At 70.7% G+C, this 24,733-nt stretch carries 19 protein-coding genes and 1 pseudogene; 10 read left to right on the forward strand and 10 right to left on the reverse strand.

Features of this window, described 5'->3' with window-relative positions; translation table 11 throughout:
• The first annotated feature begins 185 nt into the window (after window positions 1-185).
• From ACIQAC_RS00445 to ACIQAC_RS00455, 3 genes are all read left to right on the forward strand, one after another.
• The gene (locus ACIQAC_RS00445; protein WP_402185654.1) at window positions 186-1,139 is read left to right on the forward strand and encodes a hypothetical protein; all 954 of its coding nucleotides are present in this window, start codon (window positions 186-188) and stop codon (window positions 1,137-1,139) included.
• A gap of 204 nt (window positions 1,140-1,343) precedes the next feature.
• Entirely contained in the window at window positions 1,344-2,543 is a 1,200-nt protein-coding gene (locus ACIQAC_RS00450) for a LacI family DNA-binding transcriptional regulator (protein ID WP_402185656.1), read from the forward strand.
• Entirely contained in the window at window positions 2,540-3,451 is a 912-nt protein-coding gene (locus ACIQAC_RS00455) for a carbohydrate kinase (protein ID WP_402185658.1), read from the forward strand. Before ACIQAC_RS00450 ends, ACIQAC_RS00455 begins: the two co-directional genes overlap by 4 nt.
• 85 nt (window positions 3,452-3,536) lie before the next feature.
• Here the strand turns inward: ACIQAC_RS00455 and ACIQAC_RS00460 are convergent.
• A pseudogene (locus ACIQAC_RS00460) lies at window positions 3,537-3,629 on the reverse strand (transcriptional regulator); the annotation flags it as partial.
• 258 nt (window positions 3,630-3,887) lie between these two features.
• Window positions 3,888-6,923 carry an excinuclease ABC subunit UvrA gene (uvrA, locus tag ACIQAC_RS00465; RefSeq protein WP_402185659.1) on the reverse strand — a complete coding sequence of 1,012 codons (3,036 nt, stop codon included), beginning with the start codon at window positions 6,921-6,923 and terminating at the stop codon, window positions 3,888-3,890.
• 225 nt (window positions 6,924-7,148) lie between these two features.
• Between uvrA and ACIQAC_RS00470 the strand changes: the two genes are divergently transcribed.
• Window positions 7,149-7,835: a maleylpyruvate isomerase family mycothiol-dependent enzyme gene (locus tag ACIQAC_RS00470; protein WP_402185661.1), complete on the forward strand. Its 687-nt coding sequence runs from the start codon at window positions 7,149-7,151 to the stop codon at window positions 7,833-7,835.
• Between the two features lie 58 nt (window positions 7,836-7,893).
• Complete coding sequence (locus ACIQAC_RS00475; RefSeq protein WP_402185663.1) at window positions 7,894-8,550, forward strand: MBL fold metallo-hydrolase; 657 nt, start codon at window positions 7,894-7,896, stop codon at window positions 8,548-8,550.
• A 264-nt stretch (window positions 8,551-8,814) separates the two neighbouring features.
• On the opposite strand, the gene aroQ is transcribed toward ACIQAC_RS00475, so the two are convergent.
• Window positions 8,815-9,288: a type II 3-dehydroquinate dehydratase gene (gene aroQ, locus ACIQAC_RS00480; protein WP_402185665.1), complete on the reverse strand. Its 474-nt coding sequence runs from the start codon at window positions 9,286-9,288 to the stop codon at window positions 8,815-8,817.
• A 147-nt stretch (window positions 9,289-9,435) separates the two neighbouring features.
• On the opposite strand from aroQ, the gene ACIQAC_RS00485 reads away from it, so the two are divergent.
• On the forward strand, window positions 9,436-10,740 hold the full coding sequence (locus ACIQAC_RS00485) for an MFS transporter (RefSeq protein WP_402185666.1): 1,305 nt from the start codon (window positions 9,436-9,438) through the stop codon (window positions 10,738-10,740).
• Between the two features lie 108 nt (window positions 10,741-10,848).
• On the opposite strand, the gene ACIQAC_RS00490 is transcribed toward ACIQAC_RS00485, so the two are convergent.
• From ACIQAC_RS00490 to ACIQAC_RS00515, 6 genes are all read right to left on the reverse strand, one after another.
• A complete protein-coding gene (locus tag ACIQAC_RS00490; protein ID WP_402186909.1) occupies window positions 10,849-11,949 on the reverse strand; it encodes a calcium:proton antiporter in 1,101 nt (366 codons plus the stop codon).
• Window positions 11,950-12,362: 413 nt separating this feature from the next.
• Complete coding sequence (locus tag ACIQAC_RS00495; RefSeq protein WP_402185668.1) at window positions 12,363-13,346, reverse strand: TerC family protein; 984 nt, start codon at window positions 13,344-13,346, stop codon at window positions 12,363-12,365.
• Between the two features lie 311 nt (window positions 13,347-13,657).
• Window positions 13,658-15,634 carry a TerD family protein gene (locus ACIQAC_RS00500; protein ID WP_402185670.1) on the reverse strand — a complete coding sequence of 659 codons (1,977 nt, stop codon included), beginning with the start codon at window positions 15,632-15,634 and terminating at the stop codon, window positions 13,658-13,660.
• Window positions 15,635-15,687: 53 nt separating this feature from the next.
• Window positions 15,688-16,266, reverse strand: a complete 579-nt coding sequence (locus ACIQAC_RS00505; protein ID WP_402185672.1) for a TerD family protein — start codon at window positions 16,264-16,266, stop codon at window positions 15,688-15,690.
• A gap of 194 nt (window positions 16,267-16,460) precedes the next feature.
• Window positions 16,461-18,620: an excinuclease ABC subunit UvrB gene (gene uvrB, locus ACIQAC_RS00510; RefSeq protein WP_402185674.1), complete on the reverse strand. Its 2,160-nt coding sequence runs from the start codon at window positions 18,618-18,620 to the stop codon at window positions 16,461-16,463.
• 138 nt (window positions 18,621-18,758) lie between these two features.
• Complete coding sequence (locus tag ACIQAC_RS00515; RefSeq protein ID WP_402185675.1) at window positions 18,759-19,628, reverse strand: MHYT domain-containing protein; 870 nt, start codon at window positions 19,626-19,628, stop codon at window positions 18,759-18,761.
• 357 nt (window positions 19,629-19,985) lie between these two features.
• Between ACIQAC_RS00515 and ACIQAC_RS00520 the strand changes: the two genes are divergently transcribed.
• Window positions 19,986-20,543 (forward strand): methylated-DNA--[protein]-cysteine S-methyltransferase, encoded by a 558-nt coding sequence (locus tag ACIQAC_RS00520; protein ID WP_402185677.1) that lies wholly within the window; start codon window positions 19,986-19,988, stop codon window positions 20,541-20,543.
• Between the two features lie 440 nt (window positions 20,544-20,983).
• Window positions 20,984-22,210 (forward strand): formaldehyde dehydrogenase, glutathione-independent, encoded by a 1,227-nt coding sequence (gene fdhA / locus ACIQAC_RS00525; RefSeq protein WP_402185679.1) that lies wholly within the window; start codon window positions 20,984-20,986, stop codon window positions 22,208-22,210.
• Between the two features lie 64 nt (window positions 22,211-22,274).
• Here fdhA and ACIQAC_RS00530 read toward each other — a convergent pair whose 3' ends face one another.
• Window positions 22,275-22,703 carry a VOC family protein gene (locus ACIQAC_RS00530; protein WP_402185681.1) on the reverse strand — a complete coding sequence of 143 codons (429 nt, stop codon included), beginning with the start codon at window positions 22,701-22,703 and terminating at the stop codon, window positions 22,275-22,277.
• A 95-nt stretch (window positions 22,704-22,798) separates the two neighbouring features.
• Here ACIQAC_RS00530 and ACIQAC_RS00535 point away from each other — a divergent pair, with 95 nt between their 5' ends.
• Window positions 22,799-23,710 (forward strand): pseudouridine-5'-phosphate glycosidase, encoded by a 912-nt coding sequence (locus ACIQAC_RS00535; RefSeq protein ID WP_402185683.1) that lies wholly within the window; start codon window positions 22,799-22,801, stop codon window positions 23,708-23,710.
• 98 nt (window positions 23,711-23,808) lie between these two features.
• On the forward strand, window positions 23,809-24,732 hold the full coding sequence (locus ACIQAC_RS00540; RefSeq protein ID WP_402186911.1) for a carbohydrate kinase family protein: 924 nt from the start codon (window positions 23,809-23,811) through the stop codon (window positions 24,730-24,732).
• Window position 24,733: the final 1 nt, after the last annotated feature.

Here is a 24,733-nt window from a genome sequence, read left to right on the forward strand (position 1 = left end):
CCCGGAAGTACCCCCCTCTTGGGCATCAGGTGTTGTCGGGACTAGGTCAACACGCTTCAATGCGGGGGAACTCGGGGCAGGGAACGGCGGCGCGCGGAGCGAAACGGCCCGGCGCCTACGGGGGTGGCCCCACCATCAGCGCGAACGGCCTGACCAACCGTTGACAGTGACAGAAAGGCGCCTGCATGCCGCACGCCACTCAGCCCGTGGAGCACCAGGACATCGCCCCCGCGGAACTGGACACGGTCCTGCGGGGCGGGCCGTTCCACGTCGCGCTGCGCGCCGCGATCGCCGCCCGCGGACTGCCGCTCCAGCGTGTGCAGCACCATCTGACGCGCCACGGTGTGAAGGTCGGCGTCACCAGCCTGAGTTACTGGCAGCAGGGCGCCCGCCGCCCCCAGCGCCCCGAGTCCCTGCGTGCCGTACGCGCGCTGGAGGAGATACTGCAACTACCCGAGGAATCCCTCATACGGCTCCTCGCCGACGCCGACGAGGAACGCACCGGCAAACGCGCCGCCGCCCGCTCCTACCGCTCCCTCGTCGAGGCCTCCGGCATCCTCGAACAGCTGCTCGGCGAACTGGACGCCCCGATCGACGGCGGGCTGCACATGCTCGGTCACCACGAGCGCGTGGACATCGGCGCCCAGCGCGAACTGCTCGGCCGTGAGTCCCACCACATCGTGCGCGCGCACCGCGAGGGCGTGGACCGGTTCGTCGCCGTCCACCACGGCGACCCCGGCTGTGTGCCGGACCGCATGACCGTGCGCGCCCTGGAGAACTGCCGCACGGGCCGCGTCCGCCGGCACCACGAGACCGGTGTGCTCGTCGCCGAACTGCACTTCGACACCCGTCTGCGCGCGGGCGACACCTACCTCTTCCGCTACACCGTGGAAGACGGCACCGCGAACGCCTGCCACGAGTACGTCCGCGGCTTCGGCCCCGCCGGCGGGCAGTACGCCCTCCAAGTCGCGTTCCACGAGCACGCGCTGCCCCTGCGCTGCCACCGGTTCACCCAGCACTCGGCCGCGGCACCCCGCAGCGGCCGCCAGGAGCTGCCCCTCACCGCTCACCACTCGGTACATCTCGTGGAACCGCGCGTGCGGTCCGGGATCGTGGGGATCGGCTGGGACTGGGAGTAACCGAGCTCCGCCGAGGGTCACGGTGAGCAAGCGGTGACTACGGAAGTCCGCGTGGGGTGACGTAAACGCTTGCGCAAGCGTTTACGCGGGCCGCCGAATGGGATACGTTTCCCCGCCAGAGGTGGGTCCGGCAGTCCGCCGGCGGCAACGGGCCCCTACGACAGCGACCGGGGTCGCGGCAGCGGCGAGAAGGGGAGCGGCGTCATGGCGACGATGGCCGACGTGGCCCGCAGCGCGGGCGTCTCGGTGGCGACCGTCTCCCACGTCCTGAACAACACCCGGCCCGTACTCCCCCGCACCCGCCAGGCCGTCCTCGACGCCATCGACGAACTCGGCTACACACCCAACACCCTGGCCCGCTCCCTGGTGACCTCCCGCACCCGCTCGATCGGCCTCGCGGTGTCGGCGATCAGCAACCCCTACTTCACGGAGATCCTCCAGGGCGTCGAGGCCGGCGCCCTCGCCCACGGCTACGGCCTGCTCATCGCCGATCCGCACGACGACCCCGAGCACGAGCGCAAGGTCGTCCAGCTGCTGCACGAACGCCGGGTGGACGGCATGATCATCGCGCCGTCGGCCGACCCCCGCATGCTCCTCGCCTACCTCCGCCGCCACCAGGTCCCCGCCGTCTTCCTCGACCGCCTCGTCGAGGACCCCACGGACACCGGACCCGGCTTCGACCAGGTCTGCGCCGAGAACACCGCCCCCATGACCCGTCTGGTCACCCACCTCGCCGAACTCGGCCACCGCCGTATCGCCCTCGTCGCCGGCCTCCCCGGCCTGAGCACCACGGCCGAACGGATCACCGGCTACCGGCAGGGCCTCGACGCGGCCGACCTCGCGTACGACGAGCACCTCGTGGCCCACGGCGACTCCGCGTCCGAGGGCGCCGCCCGGGCCACCGCCGCCCTGCTGTCCCTCCCCGCGCCGCCGACCGCCCTGGTCACCGGCAACAACGCCATGACCATCGGCGCCCTGCGCACCCTGCGCGATCGCGGTCTGTCCGTACCCGGCGACATCGCGCTCTGCTGCTTCGACGACTTCGCCTGGGCCGACCTGTTCTCGCCCCGGCTCACCGCGATCGCCCAGCCCAGCAGGGAGATCGGCGCCGAGGGGGTGCGAGTGCTTCTCGAACGCCTCGCCGAGCCCGACCGGCCCGGCCGCACGGTGCGGCTGCCCTGTGCCTTCGTCCACCGCAGCTCCTGCGGATGCCCGGAGGGCGCCCCTGCCCCGCCCGACGAAGGTCCCGGCCCGACCGCCGACCCGACCGCCGCCCCGGCATCCGAGCCGGCGGTCCCCGGCAACCCCCTCAGCGCCCTTCCACCGTCCCCCGCAGCCACTCCAGCCACTCCAGCCACTCCAGCCCCCGAAGTCCCTGGTGCCCCAGAGAGGAACGTCCCGTGATCGTCGTCGCCGGTGAAGCCCTGATCGACCTGGTACCGCAGGGCACGGGTGCCCTCGCGGGTCTCCAGCCGGCGCTGGGCGGCGGCCCGTACAACACCGCCGTGGCCCTCGGCCGGCTCGGCTCCCCCACCGCCTTCTGCTCCCGCACCTCCCACGACGCGTTCGGTGAGGCCCTGCTCGACGGGCTGCGCCGGGCCGACGTGGACGTCTCCGGCGTACAGCGCGGCCCCGAACCCACCACCCTCGCCGTCGCCACCATCGACGCCGGCGGTTCGGCCGCCTACTCCTTCTACGTCGAGGGCACTGCCGACCGGCTCTTCGCCGCCCCCGACCGGCTGCCCGCCGGCACCCGGGCGATCTCCTTCGGTACCTGCTCGCTCGTCCTGGAGCCCGGTGCGACCGCGTACGAGGAGCTGCTGCGGACCGCCGCCGCGCAGGGGGTGTTCACCACCCTGGACCCGAACATCCGTGCCGTCCTGATCCCGGACGCCGATGCCTACCGTGCCCGGTTCAGGAGCTGGCTGCCTTCGGTGACCCTGCTCAAGTTGTCGGAGGAGGACGCCCGCTGGCTTGGCGGCACCCCGCGCGAATGGCTCGCGGACGGTCCCGCGGCCGTGGTGGTCACCCGCGGCGGCGACGGGCTGACGGTCTTCACCAGGGACGGCGAGGAGTACTCCGTGCCGGGCGAGAAGGTCGACGTGGTCGACACGATCGGTGCCGGCGACACCGTCAACGCCGCCCTGCTGCACGGCCTTTCGGAGCAGAACGCCCTCTCCGCACCGGCCCTCGCGGACCTGGGCCGGGCGGGCTGGACCCGGCTCCTGCGCTTCGCCGCCCGCGCGGCGGCCATCACCTGCTCACGAGCGGGCGCGGAGCCGCCGTACGCGTCCGAAGTGGGCCGGATCTAAGCGCCGTTCGGCCGATGGCGGCGGATCGCGCGACCGCCGCACGATCGGTCCGTGAGCAACACCGCCTGCCTGTTGTGCTCGATCACTTGGCGGGCTCGGCGCGGCGCAGGCCCGGCGTGCGCCGACGCGGCCCGGCGGGCAGTCCCACGTCGGCGGGGGTGACAGCCTCACGGCGGCTGTGACCTGCACGTGGGTGGGACGGCCGACGAGGTGCGGGTGAGTGCCGTGGTCGGGCTGACCGCGTTGTACGTTCGAGTAGGGGGCGACAACAACACGCTGGGTGCGTTCCTGCGCAGGGCCAGGACGGCTGAACCGGTACGACAACGGGCGGTGTCCCGCGGGGAGTTCCCGCAGGCCACCGCCCGTCCCGACTGTCACCGGTTCGAGTGAGGCCTCCCATGCCCGTCGTTGACGACGCATGGGAGATGAAGGCGTGTCAGGCCTTGCGTGCCCGTGTCGCCTTCTTCGCGGGCGCCGCCTTCTTGGTGGCGCCCGCCGCCTTCCGCGACGCCGTGTTGTTGGCGGTCCCGGTGGCCTTCGCGGTGGCGGTCTTCTTCGCCGGGGCCTTGGCCGCGACGGTCTTCGCCGCCGTCTTGCGCGGGGCCTTCACCGGGGCGGCGTCGCTGATGCGGTCCGCTCCGAGGATCTCGCGCAGGAACTTGCCGGTGTGGCTGGTGGAGACCCCCGCGACCTGCTCGGGCGTGCCTTCGGCGACCACGAGGCCACCGCCGGCGCCACCCTCGGGACCCATGTCGACGACCCAGTCGGCGGTCTTGATCACATCGAGGTTGTGCTCGATGACGATGACCGTGTTGCCCTTGTCGACCAGGCCGGAGAGCACCTTCAGCAGCTTGCTGATGTCCTCGAAGTGCAGACCTGTCGTCGGCTCGTCGAGGACGTAGACCGTGCGTCCGGTGGATCGCTTCTGCAACTCGCTGGCGAGCTTGACGCGCTGTGCCTCGCCGCCGGACAGGGTGGTCGCCGACTGACCGAGCCGGACGTATCCGAGGCCGACGTCGTGCAGTGTCCTGAGGTGGCGGGCGATCGCGGGGACGGCCTCGAAGAAGCCGAGGGCCTCCTCGATCGGCATGTTCAGGACCTCGGCGATGGACTTGCCCTTGTAGTGGACGTCCAGCGTCTCCCGGTTGTACCGGGCGCCGTGGCAGACCTCGCACGGGACGTAGACGTCCGGGAGGAAGTTCATCTCGATCTTGATGGTGCCGTCGCCCGCGCAGTTCTCGCAGCGGCCGCCCTTGACGTTGAAGGAGAAGCGGCCCGGCATGTAGCCGCGGACCTTCGCCTCCGTGGTCTCCGCGAACAGCTTGCGGACGTGATCGAAGACGCCGGTGTAGGTCGCCGGGTTCGACCGCGGGGTGCGGCCGATGGGCGACTGGTCGACGTGGACGACCTTGTCGACGAGGTCGTCGCCGTCCACGCGCGTGTGCCGTCCGGGCACGCTCCTCGCGCCGTTCAGCTCGCGAGCCAGGTGGGTGTAGAGGATGTCGTTGACCAGGGTCGACTTGCCGGAGCCGGAGACACCGGTGACCGCGCTGAACACACCCAGCGGGAAGGACACGTCGATGTCCTGGAGGTTGTTCTCACGGGCGCCGTGCACGGTGATCTGTCGGGACGGGTCGCGCGGCCGGCGGACGTCGGGCAGCGGAATGGCCTTCTTGCCCGCCAGGTACTGGCCGGTCTGGGACTCGTCGTTGGCGAGCAGCTCCTTCAGGGAGCCGCTGTGCACGACGTTGCCGCCGTGCTCGCCCGCGCCGGGACCGATGTCGACGATCCAGTCGGCGACCTTGATGGTGTCCTCGTCGTGCTCGACGACGATGAGCGTGTTGCCCATGTCACGGAGCCGGACCAGGGTCTCGATCAGCCGGTGGTTGTCGCGCTGGTGCAGACCGATGGACGGCTCGTCGAGCACGTACAGGACACCGACGAGGCCTGAGCCGATCTGGGTGGCCAGGCGGATGCGCTGGGCCTCGCCGCCGGAGAGGGTGCCCGCCGCGCGGTTCAGCGACAGGTAGTCCAGGCCGACGTCGACCAGGAAGCGCAGCCGCTCGTTGACCTCCTTCAGCACGCGCTCGGCGATCTTCTTGTCGCGCGCGTTGAGCTTCAGCTCGCCCAGGAACTCGGCGCAGTCGCTGATCGACATCGCCGAGACCTCGGCGATCGACTTCCCCATGACCGTGACGGCGAGGACGATCGGCTTGAGGCGGGTGCCCTCACAGGTGGGGCAGGGCACCTCGCGCATGTAGCCCTCGAAGCGCTCACGGCTGGCGTCGGACTCGGCCTCGCCGTGCCGGCGCTTGACGAAGGGGACGGCCCCTTCGAACGCCGTCGTGTACACCCGCTCGCGGCCGTACCGGTTGCGGTAGCGGACCTCGATCTGGGTCTTGTGGCCGTACAGCAGGGCCTTCTTGGCGCGCTGCGGCAGGCCCGCGAAGGGGATGTCGGTGCGGAATCCCAGCGCGTCCGCGAGGGCGCCGATGAGCCGGCCGAAATAGTCCTTGGTGTGTCCGTGCGACCAGGGGTGGATGGCGCCCTCGTCGAGGGTCTTGTCCTCGTCGGGGACGATCAGCTCGGCGTCGACCTCCATACGCGTGCCGATACCCGTGCACTCGGGGCAGGCGCCGAAGGGCGAGTTGAAGGAGAAGGAGCGGGGCTCCAGCTCCTCGAAGGACAGGTCGTCGTACGGGCAGTAGAGGTGCTCGGAGAACATCCGCTCGCGCTCGGGGTCGTCCTCGGGGAGGTCGACGAAGTCGAGCACGATCATGCCGCCGGACAGGCCGAGGGCCGTCTCCACGGAGTCGGTCAGCCGGCGCTTGGCGGTGTCCTTCACCGTGAGGCGGTCGACGACCACCTCGATGGTGTGCTTCTCCTGCTTCTTCAGCGTGGGCGGCTCGGAGAGCTGGATGATCTCGCCGTCCACACGCGCGCGGGAGTAGCCCTTGGTCTGGAGGTCGGAGAAGAGGTCGACGAACTCGCCCTTGCGCTCGCGCACCAGCGGCGACAGCACCTGGAAGCGGCTCCCCTCGGGCAGCCCCAGGACCTTGTCGACGATGACCTGCGGCGACTGGCGCGAGATCGGGCGGCCGCACTCGGGACAGTGCGGCTTGCCGATGCGCGCGAAGAGCAGCCGCAGATAGTCGTAGACCTCCGTGATGGTGCCGACCGTCGAGCGCGGGTTGCGCGAGGTCGACTTCTGGTCGATCGAGACCGCCGGGGACAGGCCCTCGATGAAGTCGACGTCCGGCTTGTCCATCTGGCCGAGGAACTGGCGGGCGTACGAGGAGAGCGACTCCACGTAGCGGCGCTGGCCCTCGGCGAAGATGGTGTCGAAGGCCAGGGAGGACTTGCCCGACCCGGACAGGCCCGTGAAGACGATGAGCGAGTCACGAGGCAGGTCGAGCGAGACGTTTTTCAGGTTGTGCTCGCGCGCGCCACGGACGATGAGACGGTCGGCCACGCCGGTCCGCACCTTTCTTTGAGAGAAGTGACAGGGGCGAGGCCCCCGTGCTTTCTCAGCGTAGGGGGAGCCACTGACAACGCCGGTCGGATTCCCGGGTTGCATAACAATCCCCGGCCATCCAGCATGCCCGACGCCAACGACGACCTTATAGCACGCGCATTCGATTTATGGCCCGCGTCGACCCGCTTCACCCAAAGGAGTGGCGGGGCTAGGGTCGGCTCCATGACTGATCACGTGCGTGACCTGGACTCTGTACGGGAAGCGACGGAGCGGCTGCTCACCGCGGTCGCCAAGCTGGACAACGCTTCCACGAGAGAACCGTCACGGCTGCCCGGCTGGACCCGCGGTCACGTTCTCGCCCACCTCGCCCGCAATGCCGACGCCCTGGTGAATGTTCTGGAAGGGCGGCCCATGTACGTCTCCGGCGACGCCCGGGATTCCGACATCACCCGGGACGCCCCTCGCGAGCTGGACGTGCAGGTCGCCGACGTCCGCGACAGCGGCGCCCGCTTCCAGGACGCCGGGGCGGCCGTCGCGGACTGGTCCCGGACGGTGGAGCTGCGCAACGGTGTCACCGACTCCGCGTCCCGGGTGCCGTACCGGCGCTGGGTCGAGGTGGAGCTGCACCACGTGGACCTGGGCATCGGCTACGAGCTGGAGGATCTGCCCGCGGAGTTCACGGAGCGGGAGATCGAGTTCCTCGCCGAGCGGTTCGCCGGTCACCCCGCCGTGCCGCCGACCCGGGTGACGGACGGCACGCGCGCGTGGAGCACCGGCCGGGCGGCCGACGAGCCCGAGGTCACCGTCACGGGTGCCCGCGCGGATCTCCTCGGCTGGCTGGCGGGCCGCCGCGCGGGCGCCGCGCTGACCTCGGCGGGCGGACCCCTGCCGACACTGCCTCCGCTGTAGGCCGCGCACAAGGGAGTGCGCCCCCGCGCTGTCCGACCCCCGCCCTAGACTGGCCGGCATGACGTACAGCGGACAGGTGACGGTCGGCGGCCCGGCGGACGTGCACGAGCTGAAGGACCTGATGATCACCAAGATCGCGGTCGGCCCGATGGACAACAACGCCTATCTGCTGCGCTGCCGGGCCACGGACGAGCAGTTGCTGATCGACGCGGCGAACGACGCGCAGACGCTGCTCGGGTCGATCGGCGACGACGGCATCGCGTCGGTGGTGACCACCCACCAGCACGGCGACCACTGGCAGGCGCTCGCGCAGGTCGTGGCCGCCACCGGGGCCCGTACGTACGCGGGCCGGGCGGACGCCGAGGGCATTCCGGTGCCGACGGACGTCCTGGTCGACGACGGCGACACGATCAGGGTGGGGCGCGTGGTGCTCACCGCGCGCCACCTGGTCGGCCACACACCCGGCTCGATCGCCCTCGTCTACGACGACCCGCACGGGCATCCCCATGTGTTCACCGGTGACTGCCTGTTCCCCGGTGGTGTGGGCAACACCCGTAAGAACGCCGAGGCGTTCGCCAGTCTCCTCCACGACGTGGAGACGAAGATCTTCGACGTGCTCCCGGACGAGACCTGGGTCTATCCGGGCCACGGCAACGACACCACCCTGGGCGCCGAGCGCCCGCACCTGCCCGAGTGGCACGCGCGCGGGTGGTGAACTCCCCCTCCCAGGGGGCGCGTCGGGCACGAGGGGCGCGAGTTGTTCATTGGGGGGCGCGCAATCACGTATGCGCGCCCCGTGTGAATTCCGCACACGCGCCGGAGCCGAACGTACGCTCCCGGCACACGTCGTTGCGCGGTCAACTGGTGGGAGCCCCGCGCGGGATGACGGCTCCGGCGCGGTAATGGGCCGCCGGTCCCTCTATCCCCGCCCTCGGCCGGCGGCCCCGGCAAGTCGCTCCAGGCAGCCGCCCGCCAGGGCTCACGTCGCCGCCTGCGCCGCCCCCACCAGCGTCGCGACCCGCTCGACACCGAAGACGTACCCCTGCACACCGCACCCCGCGATGACCCCGTCGGCCCGCTGCGAGACGTACGAGTGGTGCCGGAACGCCTCACGCTGGTGGATGTTGGAGATGTGCACCTCCACCACGGGCATGCCGTCACAGGTGTTGAGCGCGTCCAGAATCGCGACCGACGTGTGCGAGTAGGCGGCCGGGTTGATCACGATCCCGCAGTGGTTCTGCCGCGCCTCGTGGATCCAGTCGACCAGCTGACCCTCGTGGTTCGACTGGCGGAGGTCGACCGTGCCGCCGTGGGCCGCCGCGGCCTTGGCGCAGAGCGCCTCCACGTCGGCCAGCGTGTCGGAGCCGTAGATCTCCGGCTGGCGCTGCCCGAGGAGGTTCAGGTTGGGCCCGTTGAGGATCATGATCGGGGCGTTGGCCAGGCTGCGGGGCACGGTTCCTCCGGTCCGTAAAGGCGGTGCGGTCGCCGGGACCGCTGCTCCGATCCGGTCTATCACGGCGCATCGCCGTCACTCGGCGAAGGCACGGCGCACCTCCGCGCGCCCCCGTAACCCGTGGTCACCGTGGGTAGTTGACGCGGCATGCACGACGTACGCTCCGTAAGGGCACCCAGCATGCTGCGGCTCGCGACCGCCTCCCTGGCCGGGACGGCCATCGAGTTCTACGACTTCTTCGTCTACGGGACCGCGGCGGCGCTGGTCCTGGGGCCGCTGTTCTTTCCGACCTTCTCGCCGCTCGCGGGAACGCTGGCCGCGTTCGCGACCTTCGGCGTGGGCTTTGTCGCCCGGCCGCTGGGATCGGTGCTGTTCGGGCACATCGGGGACCGGCACGGCCGGCGGCCGGTGCTGATGATCTCGTTGCTGCTGACCGGTGCGTCGACGGTCGCGGTGGGCTGCGTCCCGACGTACGACACGATCGGTGTGGCGGCGCCCCTGCTCCTGCTGGTGCTGCGGTTCCTTCAGGGCCTGGGACTGGGCGGGGAGTGGGGCGGTGCCGTGCTGCTCACCGCGGAGCACGCGCCGCCGGAGCGTCGTGGGCTGTGGTCGAGCTTTCCGCAGATCGGGCCCGCGGTGGGCTTTGTGCTGGCCAACGGCGTGATGCTGGTGCTGTCGGTGACGCTGTCCGACGCGCAGTTCGCGGCCTGGGGATGGCGGATTCCGTTCTGGGCGGCCGGCGCGCTGGCCGTCGGAGGGCTGTTGCTGCGCTCTTCGCTCGCCGAGAGCCCGCAGTTCCTCGAACTCGACGACCGCGCGCGCGTGCCGCTCGCCGAGGTGGTGCGCGACCACTGGCGGCTCGTCCTGCTGACGGCCGGAGCGCTCGCGGTCGGGTACGCGATCTTCTACGCGGTGACGACCTGGTCGCTCGCCTACGCCACGGAACGGCTCGACGTCAGCCGTACCGTCATGCTGGCCTGCATCATGGCCGCCGTGGTCATCAAGGGCTCACTGACGCCGCTGGTGGCCCTGCTCGGCGACCGCTACGGACGGCGGCCACTGTGCCTCATCGGCTGCACCGCGGCCGCCCTGTGGATGTTCCCGCTGGTCGCGCTCCTGTCGACGGGCGCCCCACTGCTGATGTTCCTCGGGTTCCTCGGGGCGATGCTCGCGTTCATCACGATGTTCGCGGTGATCGCCGCCTATCTGCCGGAACTGTACGAGCCGCGCGTGCGCTGCACCGGAGCCGCCGTGGGCTACAACCTCGGCGGGGTGCTCGGCGGCGCGCTCACCCCGATCGTGGCGACGGCGCTCGCCGAGCAGGGCGGCCGGGTGCCGTGGGGTGTGGGCGCGTATCTGACCGGGATCGCACTGCTCAGCCTGGCGTGCTTCGCGCTGCTACCGGAGACGCGCCCGGTACCGGTGCCGGCGGTGCAGCCGGCTTCGGGGTGACGCGGGGTGCCGCAGGGGGTGCGTGAACTCACGCACCCCCTGCGCGGACTCTCACGCACCCCCTGCGGACTCTCACGCCCCCTGCGCACTACGACGGACGGGCCGCCGTCACGGATTGATCGCCAGCTCCAGATACGCCGCGAACAGCACCAGATGGACCCCGCCCTGGAGCGGTGTCGCGCGGCCCGGCACCACGGTCAGTGAACTGACCACGACCGTGAGGGCCAGCAGCACCATGTGGGTCGAGCCGAGGCCCAGGACCAGGGGTCCGGAGAGCCAGATCGAGGCGAGGGCGACCGCGGGGATGGTGAGGCCGATGCTGGCCATGGCGGAGCCCAGCGCGAGGTTGAGGCTGGTCTGTACCCGGTCGCGGCGGGCGGAGCGCAGTGCGGCGATGGTCTCGGGGAGCAGCACCATCAGCGCGATGATCACACCGACGACGGCGTGCGGCAGTCCGGCCGTGCTCACGCCGGACTCGATGGTCGGCGACACCCCCTTGGCCAGACCGACCACCCCGATGAGGGCCAGGCCCAGCAGTCCCAGGCTGGTCAGCGCGGTGCGGGAGGACGGCGCGTCGGCGTGGTCGTCGGCGGTGATGACCGCGCCCTCGCGGGTTATCGGCAGGAAGTAGTCGCGGTGCCGCACGGTCTGGGTCGCCACGAAGAGGCCGTAGAGGATCAGTGACGACACCGCGGCGAAGGTGAGTTGGACTCCGGAGAACTCCGGGCCGGGCTTGCTCGTGGTGAAGGTCGGCAGCACCAGGCTGAGCGTGGCGAGCGTGGCCACGGTCGCGAGGGCGGCGCCGGTCCCCTCTGGGTTGAAGACGGCCGTGCCGTGCCGCAGTGAGGCCACCAGCAGACAGACACCGACGATGCCGTTGCAGGTGATCATCACGGCGGCGAAGACGGTGTCCCGCGCCAGCGTGGAACTCTTGTCGCCGCCGTCCACCATCAGCGTGACGATCAGCGCGACCTCGATGATCGTGACAGCCACGGCGAGGACGAGGGAGCCGAAGGGCTCGCCGACTCGGTGGGCGACGACCTCGGCGTGGTGTACGGCGGCCAGGACGGATCCGGCGAGCACCACGGTGACGACTCCGACGACCACGCCGGGAAGATCGCGGCCCCAGGTGAAGACCAGCAGGACGATCGCGAGCAACGGCACCACGGACGTCCACCGGGCCGTGAGCGACCTGAGCCGAGCGATCATGCTGCGATCGTCGCAGAGGGCCTCGGGCTTCGCACTCCGGTGCGCGTCACCTCCGCCCCGCGATTCCCCGACCTTCTTGAGCTGCTCGTGGCCGGTCGCCCGGTGGGGCTGTCCGTCGTTCCGTCGCTTGTCCTGCACATCGCCTCCTCGGCGTCTCGAACAGCCAAGAGGAAGCGATCGGGCCGGGGCGTGTGCACCGCTCGGCCGTCACCGGGTCCGGCGGATGTCTGCCGCCGCTGGGGACCCCAACCGGCCTTGCGGGGCCGGCCCCTTCATCTCCTCCTGCGCTCGATCTGAAATCGGAATTGATCGGAATGACAATGAATCGGAAGAACACTGTCCACATGCCGGAGCGGCGGTCGGCAGTTCGCCGAGCGCCGCCCCAGTGGTGGTTCAGCCGTGCTCGACGTCCGTCAGACGTCGATGCTGTCCTTCGGGGCGTCGTCGCCCTTGGCCTGCTCCGCCGCGGCCGCCTTCTTGGACGCCCGCAGGCTGGTGATCGTGGTGACGATCAGGACGCCGCAGATCACCCCGAGGGAGACCGGGATACTGATCTCGGGTACATGGACCCCGGACTCGTGCAGTGCGTGCAGCACCAGCTTGACGCCGATGAAGCCCAGGATGACCGACAGGCCGTAGCTCAGGTGGACCAGCTTGCGCAGCAGTCCGCCGATGAGGAAGTACAGCTGCCGCAGACCCATCAGGGCAAAGGCGTTGGCGGTGAAGACGATGTACGGGTCCTGCGTCAGGCCGAAGATCGCCGGGATCGAGTCGAGGGCGAAGAGCACGTCCGTGGTGCCGATCGCGAGCATCACGACCAGCATCGGCGTCATGACGCGCTTGCCGTTCTGCTGGATCCACAGCTTGGTGCCGTGGTACCGGTCGGCGACACCGAACCTGCGCTCGGCGGCCTTGAGGAGCTTGTTCTCCTCCCAGTCCTCGTCGTCCTGGTCGGCGCGGGCCTCCTGGATGAGCTTCCAGGCGGTGTAGATCAGGAAGGCGCCGAAGATGTAGAAGACCCAGGCGAAGCTGGCGAGGATCGCGGCACCCGCGGCGATGAAGATCGCGCGCAGCACCAGGGCGATCAGTACGCCGACGAGCAGGACCCGCTGCTGGTACTGCGACGGGACCGAGAACTTCGCCATGATCAGGACGAAGACGAAGAGGTTGTCGACGCTCAGCGACTTCTCGGTGATGAAGCCGGCGAAGAACTCGCCCGAGGGCTGGCCCCCGCCGAACACGAGCAGGCCCAGTCCGAACAGGGCGGCGAGCACGATCCAGACGATCGTCCAGATCCCGGCTTCCTTGATCGAGACGTCGTGCGGCTTGCGGCCGATGAAGAAGTCGACCGCGATGAGGGCCGCCAGACCCACGATGGTCAGGACCCAGATTCCCAATGAAACATCCACTGCGCCTCCGGCAGTACGTAACGGCAAACAGACAGTCAGCGTCGTCGCTGCCGGAGGTCTCTTCCACCCGAGCTTCCAGTGCGCGTGACGCGCTCGGAAGCCTCGGGCCGACGCCCCGGGATCTGGCCTGATCCGTATTGACGGGTACGCCGCAGTTGGCAGGGAGTACTCCCCTCCGTGGAGACAAGCATACCCATTCACCAAGGAAAGGTAAAGCGTTAGGTAAAGGAAGGATAAAGTGTGCAGGTCAGGAGCGCTTTACCTGATCTTTGGCAAAGGGTGGAGAGAGTGCTGGACGATCAGCCGTGCCACGCACGGCGGGCCGCGGCGACCTGCGTGAGGACCTGCTGGAGCACCTGGCTGCCGGGCGGCACGAGCGGCGGCTCGTAGGTCCAGGCGTGGCCGACCCAGGGGTCGGCGAGGTGGTCGTCCGGGACCGGTGTCAGTCGCAGAAGCGAACGCCACAACGGGTCGAGGAGCGGTCCGTAGGCCGCCGCGTCCTCACGGTCGGCGACCATCATCAGATGGACGCCCACGGCGGGGCCCTCGTCCGCGAGGTAGCGCAACTGCGTCACGGCCCGGTCGTCGAAGCCGTGCGGGAAGTCGTTGACCACCAGCAGTTGCTGGGCGGTGTCGAAGCCGGGCGGGAGCGCGTCGGACGCTCCGCCGCGGATCGCCATCTGCACCAGGTCGACCCGCTGGGTGAGCCGGCTCAGGGTGTCCGCGACGCCGGCGGCGCCGATGGCCGGCGGGGTGGCGAGCACACCGGTCTGCACCAGCGGGGCGAGCGCCTGGGCGCCGGAGCCCGCCGGATCGATCACATGCACGGTGAACTCGCCCGCCGGGTGCACGGCGAGCAGTCGCGCCGCGTGCGCGACCGCGGTCTCCATCGCCAGCCGGCGCATGTCGTGGGAGTCGGTGAACGTGTCGTCCAGCGACGCGGCCCGGCCGCTGTCCACCCAGATACCGCGCTCCAGGGGCAGCCGGAGCAGCAGCGGGACCCGCATCGGGCCGCTCTCGGGCAGGTGGAGGTCGCCCAGCCGCATCGCCATGGGCATCTCCATCGGCACGCGGTAGGCGTGCCAGACGGGGTTGTCCCAGCGCGCGTACATCGCCGGGAGGGCGGGCTCGACGACCTCGGACTCCGCCACGAGCTGGGCGACGTCCCGGTCGAGCACCTGCTTGGCCTGGTCGACCAGTTGGTCGTGCCTGGCCCGTGCCGCCTCACGCGCGGCGTCGCCCTGGCCGCCGATGCGGCTGCGCGGGTCCGACAGGACCTGGTCGAGCTCCTTCTCCATCCGGGACTCGGCGAAGTCGACGGCACTGCGGTACGAGGCCGTGGTGCGGGCCAGGTCCTCGAACATGCCCCAGACCTGGTTGTAGAGCCGCTCCTCCATGGACCAGCCGGTGGCGTCGCCCGCGACGGGCTGAGCGGGCCTTCCGGGCGTGGCGGGGGGTGCGGTCGGTGGGGGCGGCGGCGGAGCGCCGTTCTGCCGGCGCGGGTGGCTGTAGTCGACCGGGCCTCCGGTCGGCGCGGACGGCTGGCCGACGGAGGAGGTGTCGTCGGAGGACGTGTGGCCGGTGTAGCCGGGGCGGGGCGCCGGGGTGCCCGGCGAGGTGCCGTACGGCGAGCCGGTCTGGTCCGGGCCGAACGCCGGGGCCGCCGTCTGGCGGGTACGGTCGCCGTCCTGCGTACGGGGTGGCGGGGCCGCGACCGAGCGGGCGAGCCCCGAGGCCACCGCGTCGTTGATGCTGGTCGCGAGCTGACGGGCCTGCTGGAGGCCCTGGTCGGTGAGGAGTTCGGCGAGGCCGCCCGCGTAGCCCTGGCCGACGGCCCGCACCTTCCAGGCGCCCTGCCGGCGGTAGAGGTCCAGGGCGACCACGGCGGACTCGGCGTCCAGGCCGGTGATGGTGTAGCTGGCGACCTCCGTGCCGTCGAGGCCGGTGACGGCGACGAAGGGGGCCGCGACGGCGCCGAAGGAGAGCGGACCCCCGACGCCGACGGGCAGGGCGAGCAGCACATGGACCCGGTGCACGGCGTCCGGCAGCGCGTCCAGGTCCACCGCGAGACGGTGGTCGGCGGCTGCCTGTCGGGAGACCTCCAGGCCGGGCAGAGTGGGTGCGCCCGGGTGGGCCACCCACTCGACTCCGTGCACCGTGCCGTGCTCGTCGCTGAGCGTGGCCCCGGCCACGACCGGTGTGCCGGCCGAGACGCGGATCTCCAGACGGTCCTCGGAGAGCGGGTGGTTCTGCCCCCGCACCAGCTCGGCCGTCATCGCTTCAGTCCCCCTGTGTCGCGTGTGGTGTGGTGTGCTGCTCGCCGTGCCGCTTACAGGTGCGGCAGGATCGCGGGCATCAGGTCCTGGAAGGTGCGGCCGTTGGCGGGCGTGCCGAGGGCCGTCATCGTCCAGTTGGTGCCCGTGCGGTGCACCTTGGCCATGATCTGGGCGGTGTACTGGCCGCCGCCCGCGAGCGTGTAGCGGGCCAGCTCCTCGCCGTTGGTCTCGTCGACGATGCGGCAGAACGCGTTCTGCACTTCCTGGAACGTCTGGCCCGTGAAGGAGTTCACGGTGAAGACGATCTGGTCGATGTGGACGGGCACGCGGGACAGGTCGACGAGGATCGCCTCGTCGTCGCCGCCCTGGCCGACACCGCCGACGAGGTTGTCGCCGGTGTGGCGCACCGAGCCGTCGTCGCTCACCAGGTGGCGGAAGAAGACGACGTCGACCGGCTGCTTGTCCGCGAACAGCACCGCGGAGGCGTCCAGGTCGATCTCCCGGGTGCGCGAGCCGAACAGGCCACGCCGGGGGGCCGCCTGCCAGCCGAGACCCATGCGCACCGCGGTCAGGCTGCCGCCGTCGTTCTTTTGCAGACTGATTGCCTGACCCTTGGTCATGTTGACGGTCACGCGCTGATTCCCCTCTCGAACTGTCCCCTGTTGCCGCGAAGTCGCGGTTGCACGAACACTACGCAGGGGCACTGACAGTGACGTACCCCGGTTCGGACTTTGTGTCGGTCTTGCAACACAGCACAGCCGACCCCTCGGTCCGGCCCGCCGGCGGACGCCGGTGCAGGGGCCCGGACCGGCTCCTGAGGCGGGTTTCAGCTCAGGCCCGCCTCCTTCATCTGGCGCAACTCCTTCTTCATCTCCGACACTTCGTCGCGCAGTCGGGCCGCGATCTCGAACTGGAGGTCCGCGGCGGCCGCCCGCATCCGCTGGGTGAGCTCCTCGATCTGCTCGGCGAGCTCGGCGGCGGGACGGTCGGTCGGCACCGTCTCCTTGGCCTTGCCCTTCGCGGACCTGGCCGGCTTGGCGGCCGTGGCGCCGGCGAGGGCCTTGTTGCCGAGGGAGGGGACGGGGGCCTTGGTGCCCCGGCCGTCCTTCGCCGCCCTGCGGTAGCCGGAGCCGAGCAGCTGCTCGGTGTCCACGTCCTCGCGGGCGATCTGGGCCACGATGTCGTTGATCTTCTTGCGCAGCGGCTGCGGGTCGATGCCGTGCGCGGTGTTGTAGGCGACCTGCTTCTCACGGCGGCGGTTGGTCTCGTCGATGGCCTTCTCCATCGCCGGGGTGATCTTGTCGGCGTACATGTGGACCTGTCCGGAGACGTTGCGCGCCGCGCGGCCGATGGTCTGGATCAGTGAGGTGCCGGACCGCAGGAAGCCCTCCTTGTCCGCGTCGAGGATCGCGACCAGGGACACCTCGGGCAGGTCGAGGCCCTCGCGCAGGAGGTTGATGCCGACCAGGACGTCGTACTCGCCGGCGCGCAGCTCGCGCAGCAGCTCGACACGGCGCAGGGTGTCGACGTCGCTGTGCAGATAGCGGACCTGGATGCCGAGCTCCAGGAAGTAGGCGGTGAGGTCCTCGGCCATCTTCTTGGTGAGTGTGGTGACCAGGACCCGCTCGTCCTTCTCGACGCGCAGCCGGATCTCGTGCACCAGGTCGTCGATCTGTCCCTCGGTGGGCTTGACGACGACCTCGGGGTCGATCAGGCCGGTGGGCCGGATGATCTGCTCGACGACGCCGTCCGAGCGGGACATCTCGTACTGCCCCGGGGTCGCCGACAGGTACACGGTCTGGCCGATGCGCTTCTGGAACTCCTCCCACTTCAGCGGGCGGTTGTCCAGGGCGGAGGGGAGGCGGAAGCCGTGGTCGACGAGGGTGCGCTTGCGGGAGGCGTCGCCCTCGTACATGGCGCCGATCTGCGGCACGGTGACGTGCGACTCGTCGATGACGAGCAGGAAGTCGTCCGGGAAGTAGTCGAGCAGGGTGTTCGGCGGGGAGCCGGGGAGGCGGCCGTCGAAGTGCATCGAGTAGTTCTCCACGCCGGAGCAGGAGCCGATCTGGCGGAGCATCTCGAGGTCGTACGTCGTGCGCATGCGCAGGCGCTGGGCCTCCAGGAGCTTGCCCTGCTTCTCCATCTCGGCGAGGCGCTCCCCCAGCTCCTTCTCGATGTCGTTGACGGCCCGCTCCATGCGCTCGGGACCGGCGACGTAGTGAGAGGCCGGGAAGACGTACAGGTGGTCGTCGTCGCTGATGATCTCGCCGGTGAGCGGGTGGAGCGTGGACAGGGCCTCGATCTCGTCGCCGAACATCTCGATGCGGACGGCGAGCTCCTCGTAGACCGGGAAGATCTCGATGGTGTCGCCGCGGACGCGGAAGGTGCCGCGGGAGAAGGCCATGTCATTGCGCGTGTACTGGATGTCGACGAAGCGGCGCAGCAGCTGGTCCCGGTCGATCTCCTCGCCGACCTTCAGGGGGACCATGCGGTCGACGTACTCCTGCGGTGTGCCGAGGCCGTAGATGCAGGAGACCGAGGCGACGACGACGACGTCGCGGCGGGTGAGCAGCGAGTTGGTCGCGGAGTGGCGCAGCCGCTCCACCTCCTCGTTGATCGAGGAGTCCTTCTCGATGTAGGTGTCCGACTGCGGGACGTAGGCCTCGGGCTGGTAGTAGTCGTAGTACGAGACGAAGTACTCGACCGCGTTGTTGGGCAGGAGCTCGCGGAACTCGTTCGCCAGCTGGGCGGCCAGCGTTTTGTTCGGCGCCATCACGAGGGTGGGGCGCTGGAGCTTCTCGATCATCCACGCGGTGGTGGCGGACTTGCCGGTGCCGGTCGCGCCGAGCAGGACGACGTCCTTCTCGCCTGCTTGGACGCGCCGCGCGAGGTCGGCGATCGCCGTCGGCTGGTCGCCGTTCGGCTGGTAGGAGCTGACGACCTCAATGGGCGCCACCGTACGTTCGATCTTGGAAACGGGCCGCATGGAATCAACCGTACGACCCACCACTGACAACGGGGGTGGATCGGCCGGAGGACGGGTGCGCGGCGGCCTTCGTTCGCGGGCCGGCGCGGGGTGCGGTCAGCGGGGTGCGGTCAGCGAGGTGCGGTCAGCAGGGTGCGGTCAGCGGCGTTCGAAGGTGCGGGGGCGTTCGTGTTCCTGGGTACGGCGCGGCCGCAGGGCGAGGCGGCGGGACTGGCGCGGGAGGACAAGGGCGTGCGCGGGGACGCCGGGCTTCTCCTCGACGCGCGGCGGGGCGGGACTGCCGGTGATCATCACGGGGTCGAAGACCACCACCGCGGCGGCGAGGCACAGGAAGGCCAGTGGGCCGATCAGCATGGGGGCCAGCAGTCCGGCCGGTGTGTCACCGGTGGCCGGGTCGGCGGTGCTGTGCAGGTGGACGCTGACCGCGGCCATGCCCGTGTAGTGCATGCCGCTGACGGCGAGTCCCATGACGACGCTGGCGCCCACGCTCCACAGCCAGCCCCTGACCTGCCCAGCGGCCCACAGTGCGGTCGTGGCGGCGGCCATCGCGATGACGACGGAGGCGGCGACGGTCAGGGTGTTGTACTCCAGGACGCCGTCCACCTGCATGCCCGCCATGCCCAGGTAGTGCATGGAGGCGATGCCCAGTCCCGTGAGAGTCCCGCCGGTGAACAGGGCGGCGCCCTTCGCGCCCTTGTAGCCGACTATGAAGATCCCGACCCCGACCATGACGATGGCCACGACGAGGCTGGCGTACGTCGTGGGCTTGTGGTAGTGGATGGGCGCTTCCTCCACCGTGAAGCCCATCATCGCGATGAAGTGCATGGTCCAGATTCCGGAGCCGATCGTGGCCGATCCGAGGGCCAGCCAACCGGGTCGCCAGGTGCGTGGCACGAGCAGGGACCTGGAGGCGCAGCGCAGGCCAAGTGCCCCGCCCAGGCAGGCCATGAGGCATGCGACCAGTGGTGTGACGAGGCCGTAGCTGAATCCGTCGACCGTGCCCTGCATGCGCGGCTGCCCTCCCGCCCTTGCGTCCCGGAACCCGTGGGAAACGCCCCCTCCGACGACCGCCCGCGCGGCCGGGGTTGACGCAGAGAGTATGACTCCCGCCGGAAAGCTCGAACGACTTTCCGACAAAGAAACACGGCCTTGCCGCAGTTGTGCGGCCCTCGTGTGAGCCCGCGGGGATCGCGCATTCAATCTGTGGCCGTCCTGCACCCCTCCTCCGTTGACCCTCCGCCGTCACGCCGCCGACTGTCCGTGATCGTCCAACCCGAGGAGTACGCATGCACGGACGCGGGGTGGCCGACTGCGGCCCGGTTCCCGCGCGTCGGCGTTGTCAGTGGTGGGTCGTACCGTGGGCGCATGAGCAGCGATGGGCAGTACGAGCAGCAGGTCGTGTGGGCGGTCGTCGACAGCGACATCGGTCCACTGCTGCTGGCCGCCACCCGAGAAGGCCTGGTCAATGTCGTCTTCCACGCCACCGACGCCGTGCGCGACAGGGCGGTCGACCGGCTCGCGTCCCGGCTGGGCGTCGTCGAGCCGGTCGAGGCGCCCGACTCGCCGTTCCTGGCCGAGCCGATACGGCAGTTCAAGGCGTACTTCGCGGGCGAGCGGCACGACTTCGAGCTGCCGCTGGACTGGTCGCTGATCTCCGGATTCAACCGGCAGGTCCTCCGCGAGCTGGCCGCCGGAGTGCCGTACGGATCGGTCGTCGGGTACGGCGATCTGGCCGGCCGCGTCGGCCAGCCCGGCGCGGCCCAGGCGGTCGGTGTGGCCATGGGCTCCAATCCGCTGCCGGTCGTGGTGCCCTGTCACCGGGTCGTCGAGCGGGACGGCGGTATCGGCGGGTTCGGTGGGGGTCTGGAGACGAAGCGGAAGCTGCTCGCGCTGGAAGGGGTGCTTCCCGAGCCGCTGTTCTGAGACCGGAGGCCGTCCGCAACCTCGGGGCGGAGCCGCTTGACGACTGCCGGAGGCCGCGTCGGTCGCAGCTCGTGGATCGGTCGAGGACGGCCAGAGGCTCTGTCGTCGGCGGGCAGTGGATGGGGCATGGACGGCCGGCGATTTCCTTGATGTCGGCGAGAGGCCTCGTCGTGGACGGCCGGTGGATTGATCCATGACTGCCGTTGGATCGGTCGAGGACTGCCGGAGACTCCTCGGGCGAACGGCTCTCGGCGGCAACGCCCGCCCCTCCCTCCCGGTGTTCACGCACCCGTCCCTCCCTCATCGGAGTGACCGTGTTTCCGGTGCCGCGCGAGGGGTGGTCGGGCCGGGGTGCCGGTAGCAGACTCCGCCGTACGCACAGCCGCTGGCATCCGACTGGCATCCGGCAGAGCCCGGGGCCGAAGGGACGGCGATCACGCATGAGCGGAAACAGGGCAGTGGCGTATCTCAAGCCGGGCGCGGTGGAGGTCAGGACCATCGACCACCCGACGCTCGAGCTCCAGGACGGGCCGGGGGTCGCACCCGACAACGTCGGCCGCAAGTGCCGGCACGGGGTGATCCTCAAGGTGCTCGCCAGCAACATCTGCGGAAGCGACCAGCACATGGTGCGCGGGCGGACGACCGCGCCCGAGGGGCTGGTGCTGGGACACGAGATCACCGGGGAGGTGGTCGAGCGAGGGCCGGACGTCGAGTTCGTCGAAGTCGGCGACATCGTCTCCGTGCCGTTCAACATCGCCTGCGGGCGGTGCCGGAACTGCAAGGAGCGCGCCACGGGCATCTGCCTGAACGTCAACCCGGCCCGGCCGGGGGCCGCTTATGGCTATGTCGACATGGGCGGTTGGGTCGGCGGGCAGGCCGAGTACGCGATGGTGCCGTACGCGGACTTCAACCTGCTCCGGTTCCCGGACCGGGACGAGGCGCGCGAGAAGCTGCTCGATCTCACCATGCTGTCGGACATCTTCCCGACGGGCTTCCACGGCGCGGTCACGGCGGGTGTGGGCGTCGGGTCGACGGTCTACGTCGCCGGCGCGGGACCGGTCGGTCTGGCCGCGGCGGCCTCGGCGCAGCTGCTCGGCGCGGCGGTCGTCATCGTGGGAGACCTCAACGAGGAGCGTCTGGCGCAGGCGCGCAGCTTCGGCTGCGAGACGGTCGACGTCTCACGCGGCGCCGTCGGCGAACAGATCGCGCAGCTCATCGGGGAGCCGGAGGTGGACGCCGCCGTCGACGCGGTCGGGTTCGAGGCACGCGCGCACGGCCCGGACGCCCCCGAGGCGCCCGCGACGGTCCTGAACTCCCTGATGGGCGTCACACGCGCGGGCGGTGCCCTGGGCATCCCGGGCCTGTACGTGACGGAGGATCCCGGCGGGGTCGACGACGACGCGAAGTCGGGGACGCTCCGGGTGCGGCTGGGTCTGGGCTGGGCCAGGAGCCACCGGTTCACCACCGGGCAGTGCCCGGTGATGCGCTACCACCGGGGCCTGATGATGGCGATCCTGCACGGGCGTGTGCACATCGCGAAGGCCGTGAACGCGACCGTGATCGGCCTGGACGACGCGCCGCGCGGCTACGCCGAGTTCGATCAGGGCGCGAGCCGCAAGTACGTGCTGGATCCGCACGGGGTGCTGGCGGGCGTGCGGCCGGTGTGACGGGGACCGTTCCTCCGGTGTCAGGAGGAGTTACCGGGGGCCACGCGCGCGTGGCCCCCGGTCTTCACTCGTAGTGCCGGGCCTCGAAGAAGTTGCCGTCCGGGTCACGGAAGTAGAAGCTGCGGCGGGCCGTGCCGCGGGCGCCGAAGGAGTCGTACGAGAAGTCGGTCATGGGGACGGCGTGTTCCCGCAGGCGCGCGTGGAGCGCGTCGAAGCCGTCCTGCGGGAGGGCGATGCAGACGTGGTTGACGGGGTGGCCGGAGCTCTCCGCGGCGCCTGGCAGCATGTCCATGCGCTCGGCCATGGTGAGCGGCATGAGGTCGACGATGGACTCCTCGTTGAGCCGCATGGACGGGAACGGGGCCTTGCCGGCGGCGAACTCGGCGACCCGCAGCGGCTCCAGGCCGACCGTCTTCTCGTAGAAGTCGGCCGCCGCGATCGGGTCGCGCACCCAGAGAACCACGTGGTCGAGACGTGTCAGGTTGTCCGTCATGCCCCCAGGCTGGTGTGCCGTCCGGCGTGTCGCAAGGGTTTGGCGGGGCGCGCCGCCCGCCAGAGATGAGGCAGGACGACTGACAGGAGACAGGCGTGACGCTGGTGGTGTCCGACGAGGTGCGGGAGGCGGTCGCCGCGCGGCGTCCCGTGGTGGCCCTGGAGTCCACGATCATCGCGCACGGGCTGCCCCGTCCGCGCAATCTGCGGGTCGCGGGCGAGCTGGAGGCGGTCGTACGGCAGGAGGGTGCCGTACCGGCGACGATCGCCGTGCTGGACGGCCGGCCGCATGTGGGCCTGGACAAGGAGCAGCTGGAGCGGATCGCCACCGAGGACGGCATCCGCAAGTTCGGGCACCGGGATCTGCCGCTCGCGGTGGCCTCCGGGGCGAGCGGGGCGACGACGGTCTCGGCGACGGCCCTGCTGGCGGCGCTGGCGGGTGTCCGGGTGTTCGCCACGGGCGGGCTCGGCGGTGTGCACCGGGAGTGGACGGTGACGCAGGACGAGTCGGCCGACCTGGGGCTGCTCGCGCGGACCCGGATCACGGTGGTCTGCGCGGGCGTCAAGTCGATCCTGGACGTACCCGCGACGCTTCAGCGGCTGGAGACACTGGGGGTGGCGGTCGCCGGATACGGCACGGACCGCTTCCCCGGCTTCTACCTCTCCGACTCCGGGCACCCCGTGGACTGGACGCTCGACACGCCGGACCAGGTGGCCGGTGTCATGAAGGCGCAGGACGTGCTCGACGGGCCCGGGTCGGCGCTGATCGTCGCCAATCCGGTTCCTGAGGAGCAGCAGTTGGATCCGGCGCTCCACGCGCGGGTGCTGGCCGACGCGCTGCACGCGTGCGAGACGGAAGGGGTCACCGGTCAGGCCGTCACGCCGTTCCTGCTCGACTACCTGGTGCGCCACACCGACGGTGCCTCCTTGGAGGCCAATCTGGCGGCGGTACGCGGCAATGTCCGGCTGGCGGCGGAGATCGCGGCGGCGTGGGCCCGGACTGCGTGAGCGGCGTGGGAGCGGGGCGGGGAGACCCGGGCGAGGGCGAACTCAGTGGGGTTGCGCGCGGGGCGGATGACAAAGGCGCTCGTTCTCCGCGCGGGGCACTGCTCGTCGTCGGGGACGTGGTCACCGACGTCGTCGCCCGGCATCGAGGGCCGCTCGCCGCCGGTACGGACACGGGCGCCGCCATCCGGACCGTGCCCGGCGGCGCGGGCGCCAACGTGGCCTGCTGGGCCGCCCATTGGGGCTGTCCGGACGTACGGCTGCTCGGGCGTGTCGGTGTGGATGCCGCCCTGTGGCACGAACGGGAGCTCAGGGCGAGTGGCGTCAGTCCACAGCTCGTCGTTGATCCGCGGGCGCCGACGGGGACGGTGATCTGTCTTGTCGACACGGGCGCCGAGGCCGAGCGGACGTTCCTGACGGACAGCGGGGCCTCGCTGTCGATCGATCCCGGTGACTGGTCGGACGGGCTGCTGGACGGCGTCGTACGGCTGCATCTCTCGGGGTATCTGCTGTTCTCGGAACCGAGCCGCGCGCTGGTGGCCGTGGCCTTGGAGTCGGCGCGGCGGCGCGGGGTGCCCGTGAGTCTGGATCCGGCGTCCGTGGGGTTCCTCAAGGACCTGGGTGTCGAACGGTTTCTGGCGCTCGTCGAGGGCATCGACGTGCTGCTGCCGAGCCACGCCGAGGCGTGTCTGCTGACCGGGTTGCCCGACGTGGGCGACGCGGCGGCCGAGTTGAGCCGCCGTGTTCCTCTGGTGGTCGCCAAGCGGGGTGCGGAGGGCGCCTTGGTCGCACGGTCGGGCCGTGTCCTCGCGCGCGTGCCCGCCGTTGCGGCGACCCCGCGCGACACAACGGGTGCCGGTGACGCCTTCACCGGGGCGTTTCTCGCGGCGCTGCACGCGGGTGCGGAGCCGGAGGAAGCGGCGGCGGAGGGGTGCCGCGCGGGTGCGACGGCCGTACAGCGGGTCGGTGGCAGACCGCCGGCCGAGGGGCGGCTCGCGGAGCGACCACCCGCGGAGGGGCCCTAGG

This window comes from Streptomyces sp. NPDC088387 (genome assembly GCF_044753385.1).
Lineage (GTDB): Bacteria > Actinomycetota > Actinomycetes > Streptomycetales > Streptomycetaceae > Streptomyces.

What these genes read in the sequence shown, in the direction of transcription:
- ACIQAC_RS00515 (WP_402185675.1), bottom strand. Translation starts at nt 19,628, where the DNA reads ATGCAGGGCACGGTCGACGGATTCAGCTACGGCCTCGTCACACCACTG.
- ACIQAC_RS00450 (WP_402185656.1), top strand. Translation starts at nt 1,344, where the DNA reads ATGGCGACGATGGCCGACGTGGCCCGCAGCGCGGGCGTCTCGGTGGCG.
- ACIQAC_RS00475 (WP_402185663.1), top strand. Translation starts at nt 7,894, where the DNA reads ATGACGTACAGCGGACAGGTGACGGTCGGCGGCCCGGCGGACGTGCAC.
- ACIQAC_RS00470 (WP_402185661.1), top strand. Translation starts at nt 7,149, where the DNA reads ATGACTGATCACGTGCGTGACCTGGACTCTGTACGGGAAGCGACGGAG.
- ACIQAC_RS00485 (WP_402185666.1), top strand. Translation starts at nt 9,436, where the DNA reads ATGCACGACGTACGCTCCGTAAGGGCACCCAGCATGCTGCGGCTCGCG.
- ACIQAC_RS00445 (WP_402185654.1), top strand. Translation starts at nt 186, where the DNA reads ATGCCGCACGCCACTCAGCCCGTGGAGCACCAGGACATCGCCCCCGCG.
- ACIQAC_RS00490 (WP_402186909.1), bottom strand. Translation starts at nt 11,949, where the DNA reads ATGATCGCTCGGCTCAGGTCGCTCACGGCCCGGTGGACGTCCGTGGTG.
- ACIQAC_RS00530 (WP_402185681.1), bottom strand. Translation starts at nt 22,703, where the DNA reads ATGACGGACAACCTGACACGTCTCGACCACGTGGTTCTCTGGGTGCGC.
- uvrB (WP_402185674.1), bottom strand. Translation starts at nt 18,620, where the DNA reads ATGCGGCCCGTTTCCAAGATCGAACGTACGGTGGCGCCCATTGAGGTC.
- ACIQAC_RS00500 (WP_402185670.1), bottom strand. Translation starts at nt 15,634, where the DNA reads ATGACGGCCGAGCTGGTGCGGGGGCAGAACCACCCGCTCTCCGAGGAC.
- ACIQAC_RS00520 (WP_402185677.1), top strand. Translation starts at nt 19,986, where the DNA reads ATGAGCAGCGATGGGCAGTACGAGCAGCAGGTCGTGTGGGCGGTCGTC.
- fdhA (WP_402185679.1), top strand. Translation starts at nt 20,984, where the DNA reads ATGAGCGGAAACAGGGCAGTGGCGTATCTCAAGCCGGGCGCGGTGGAG.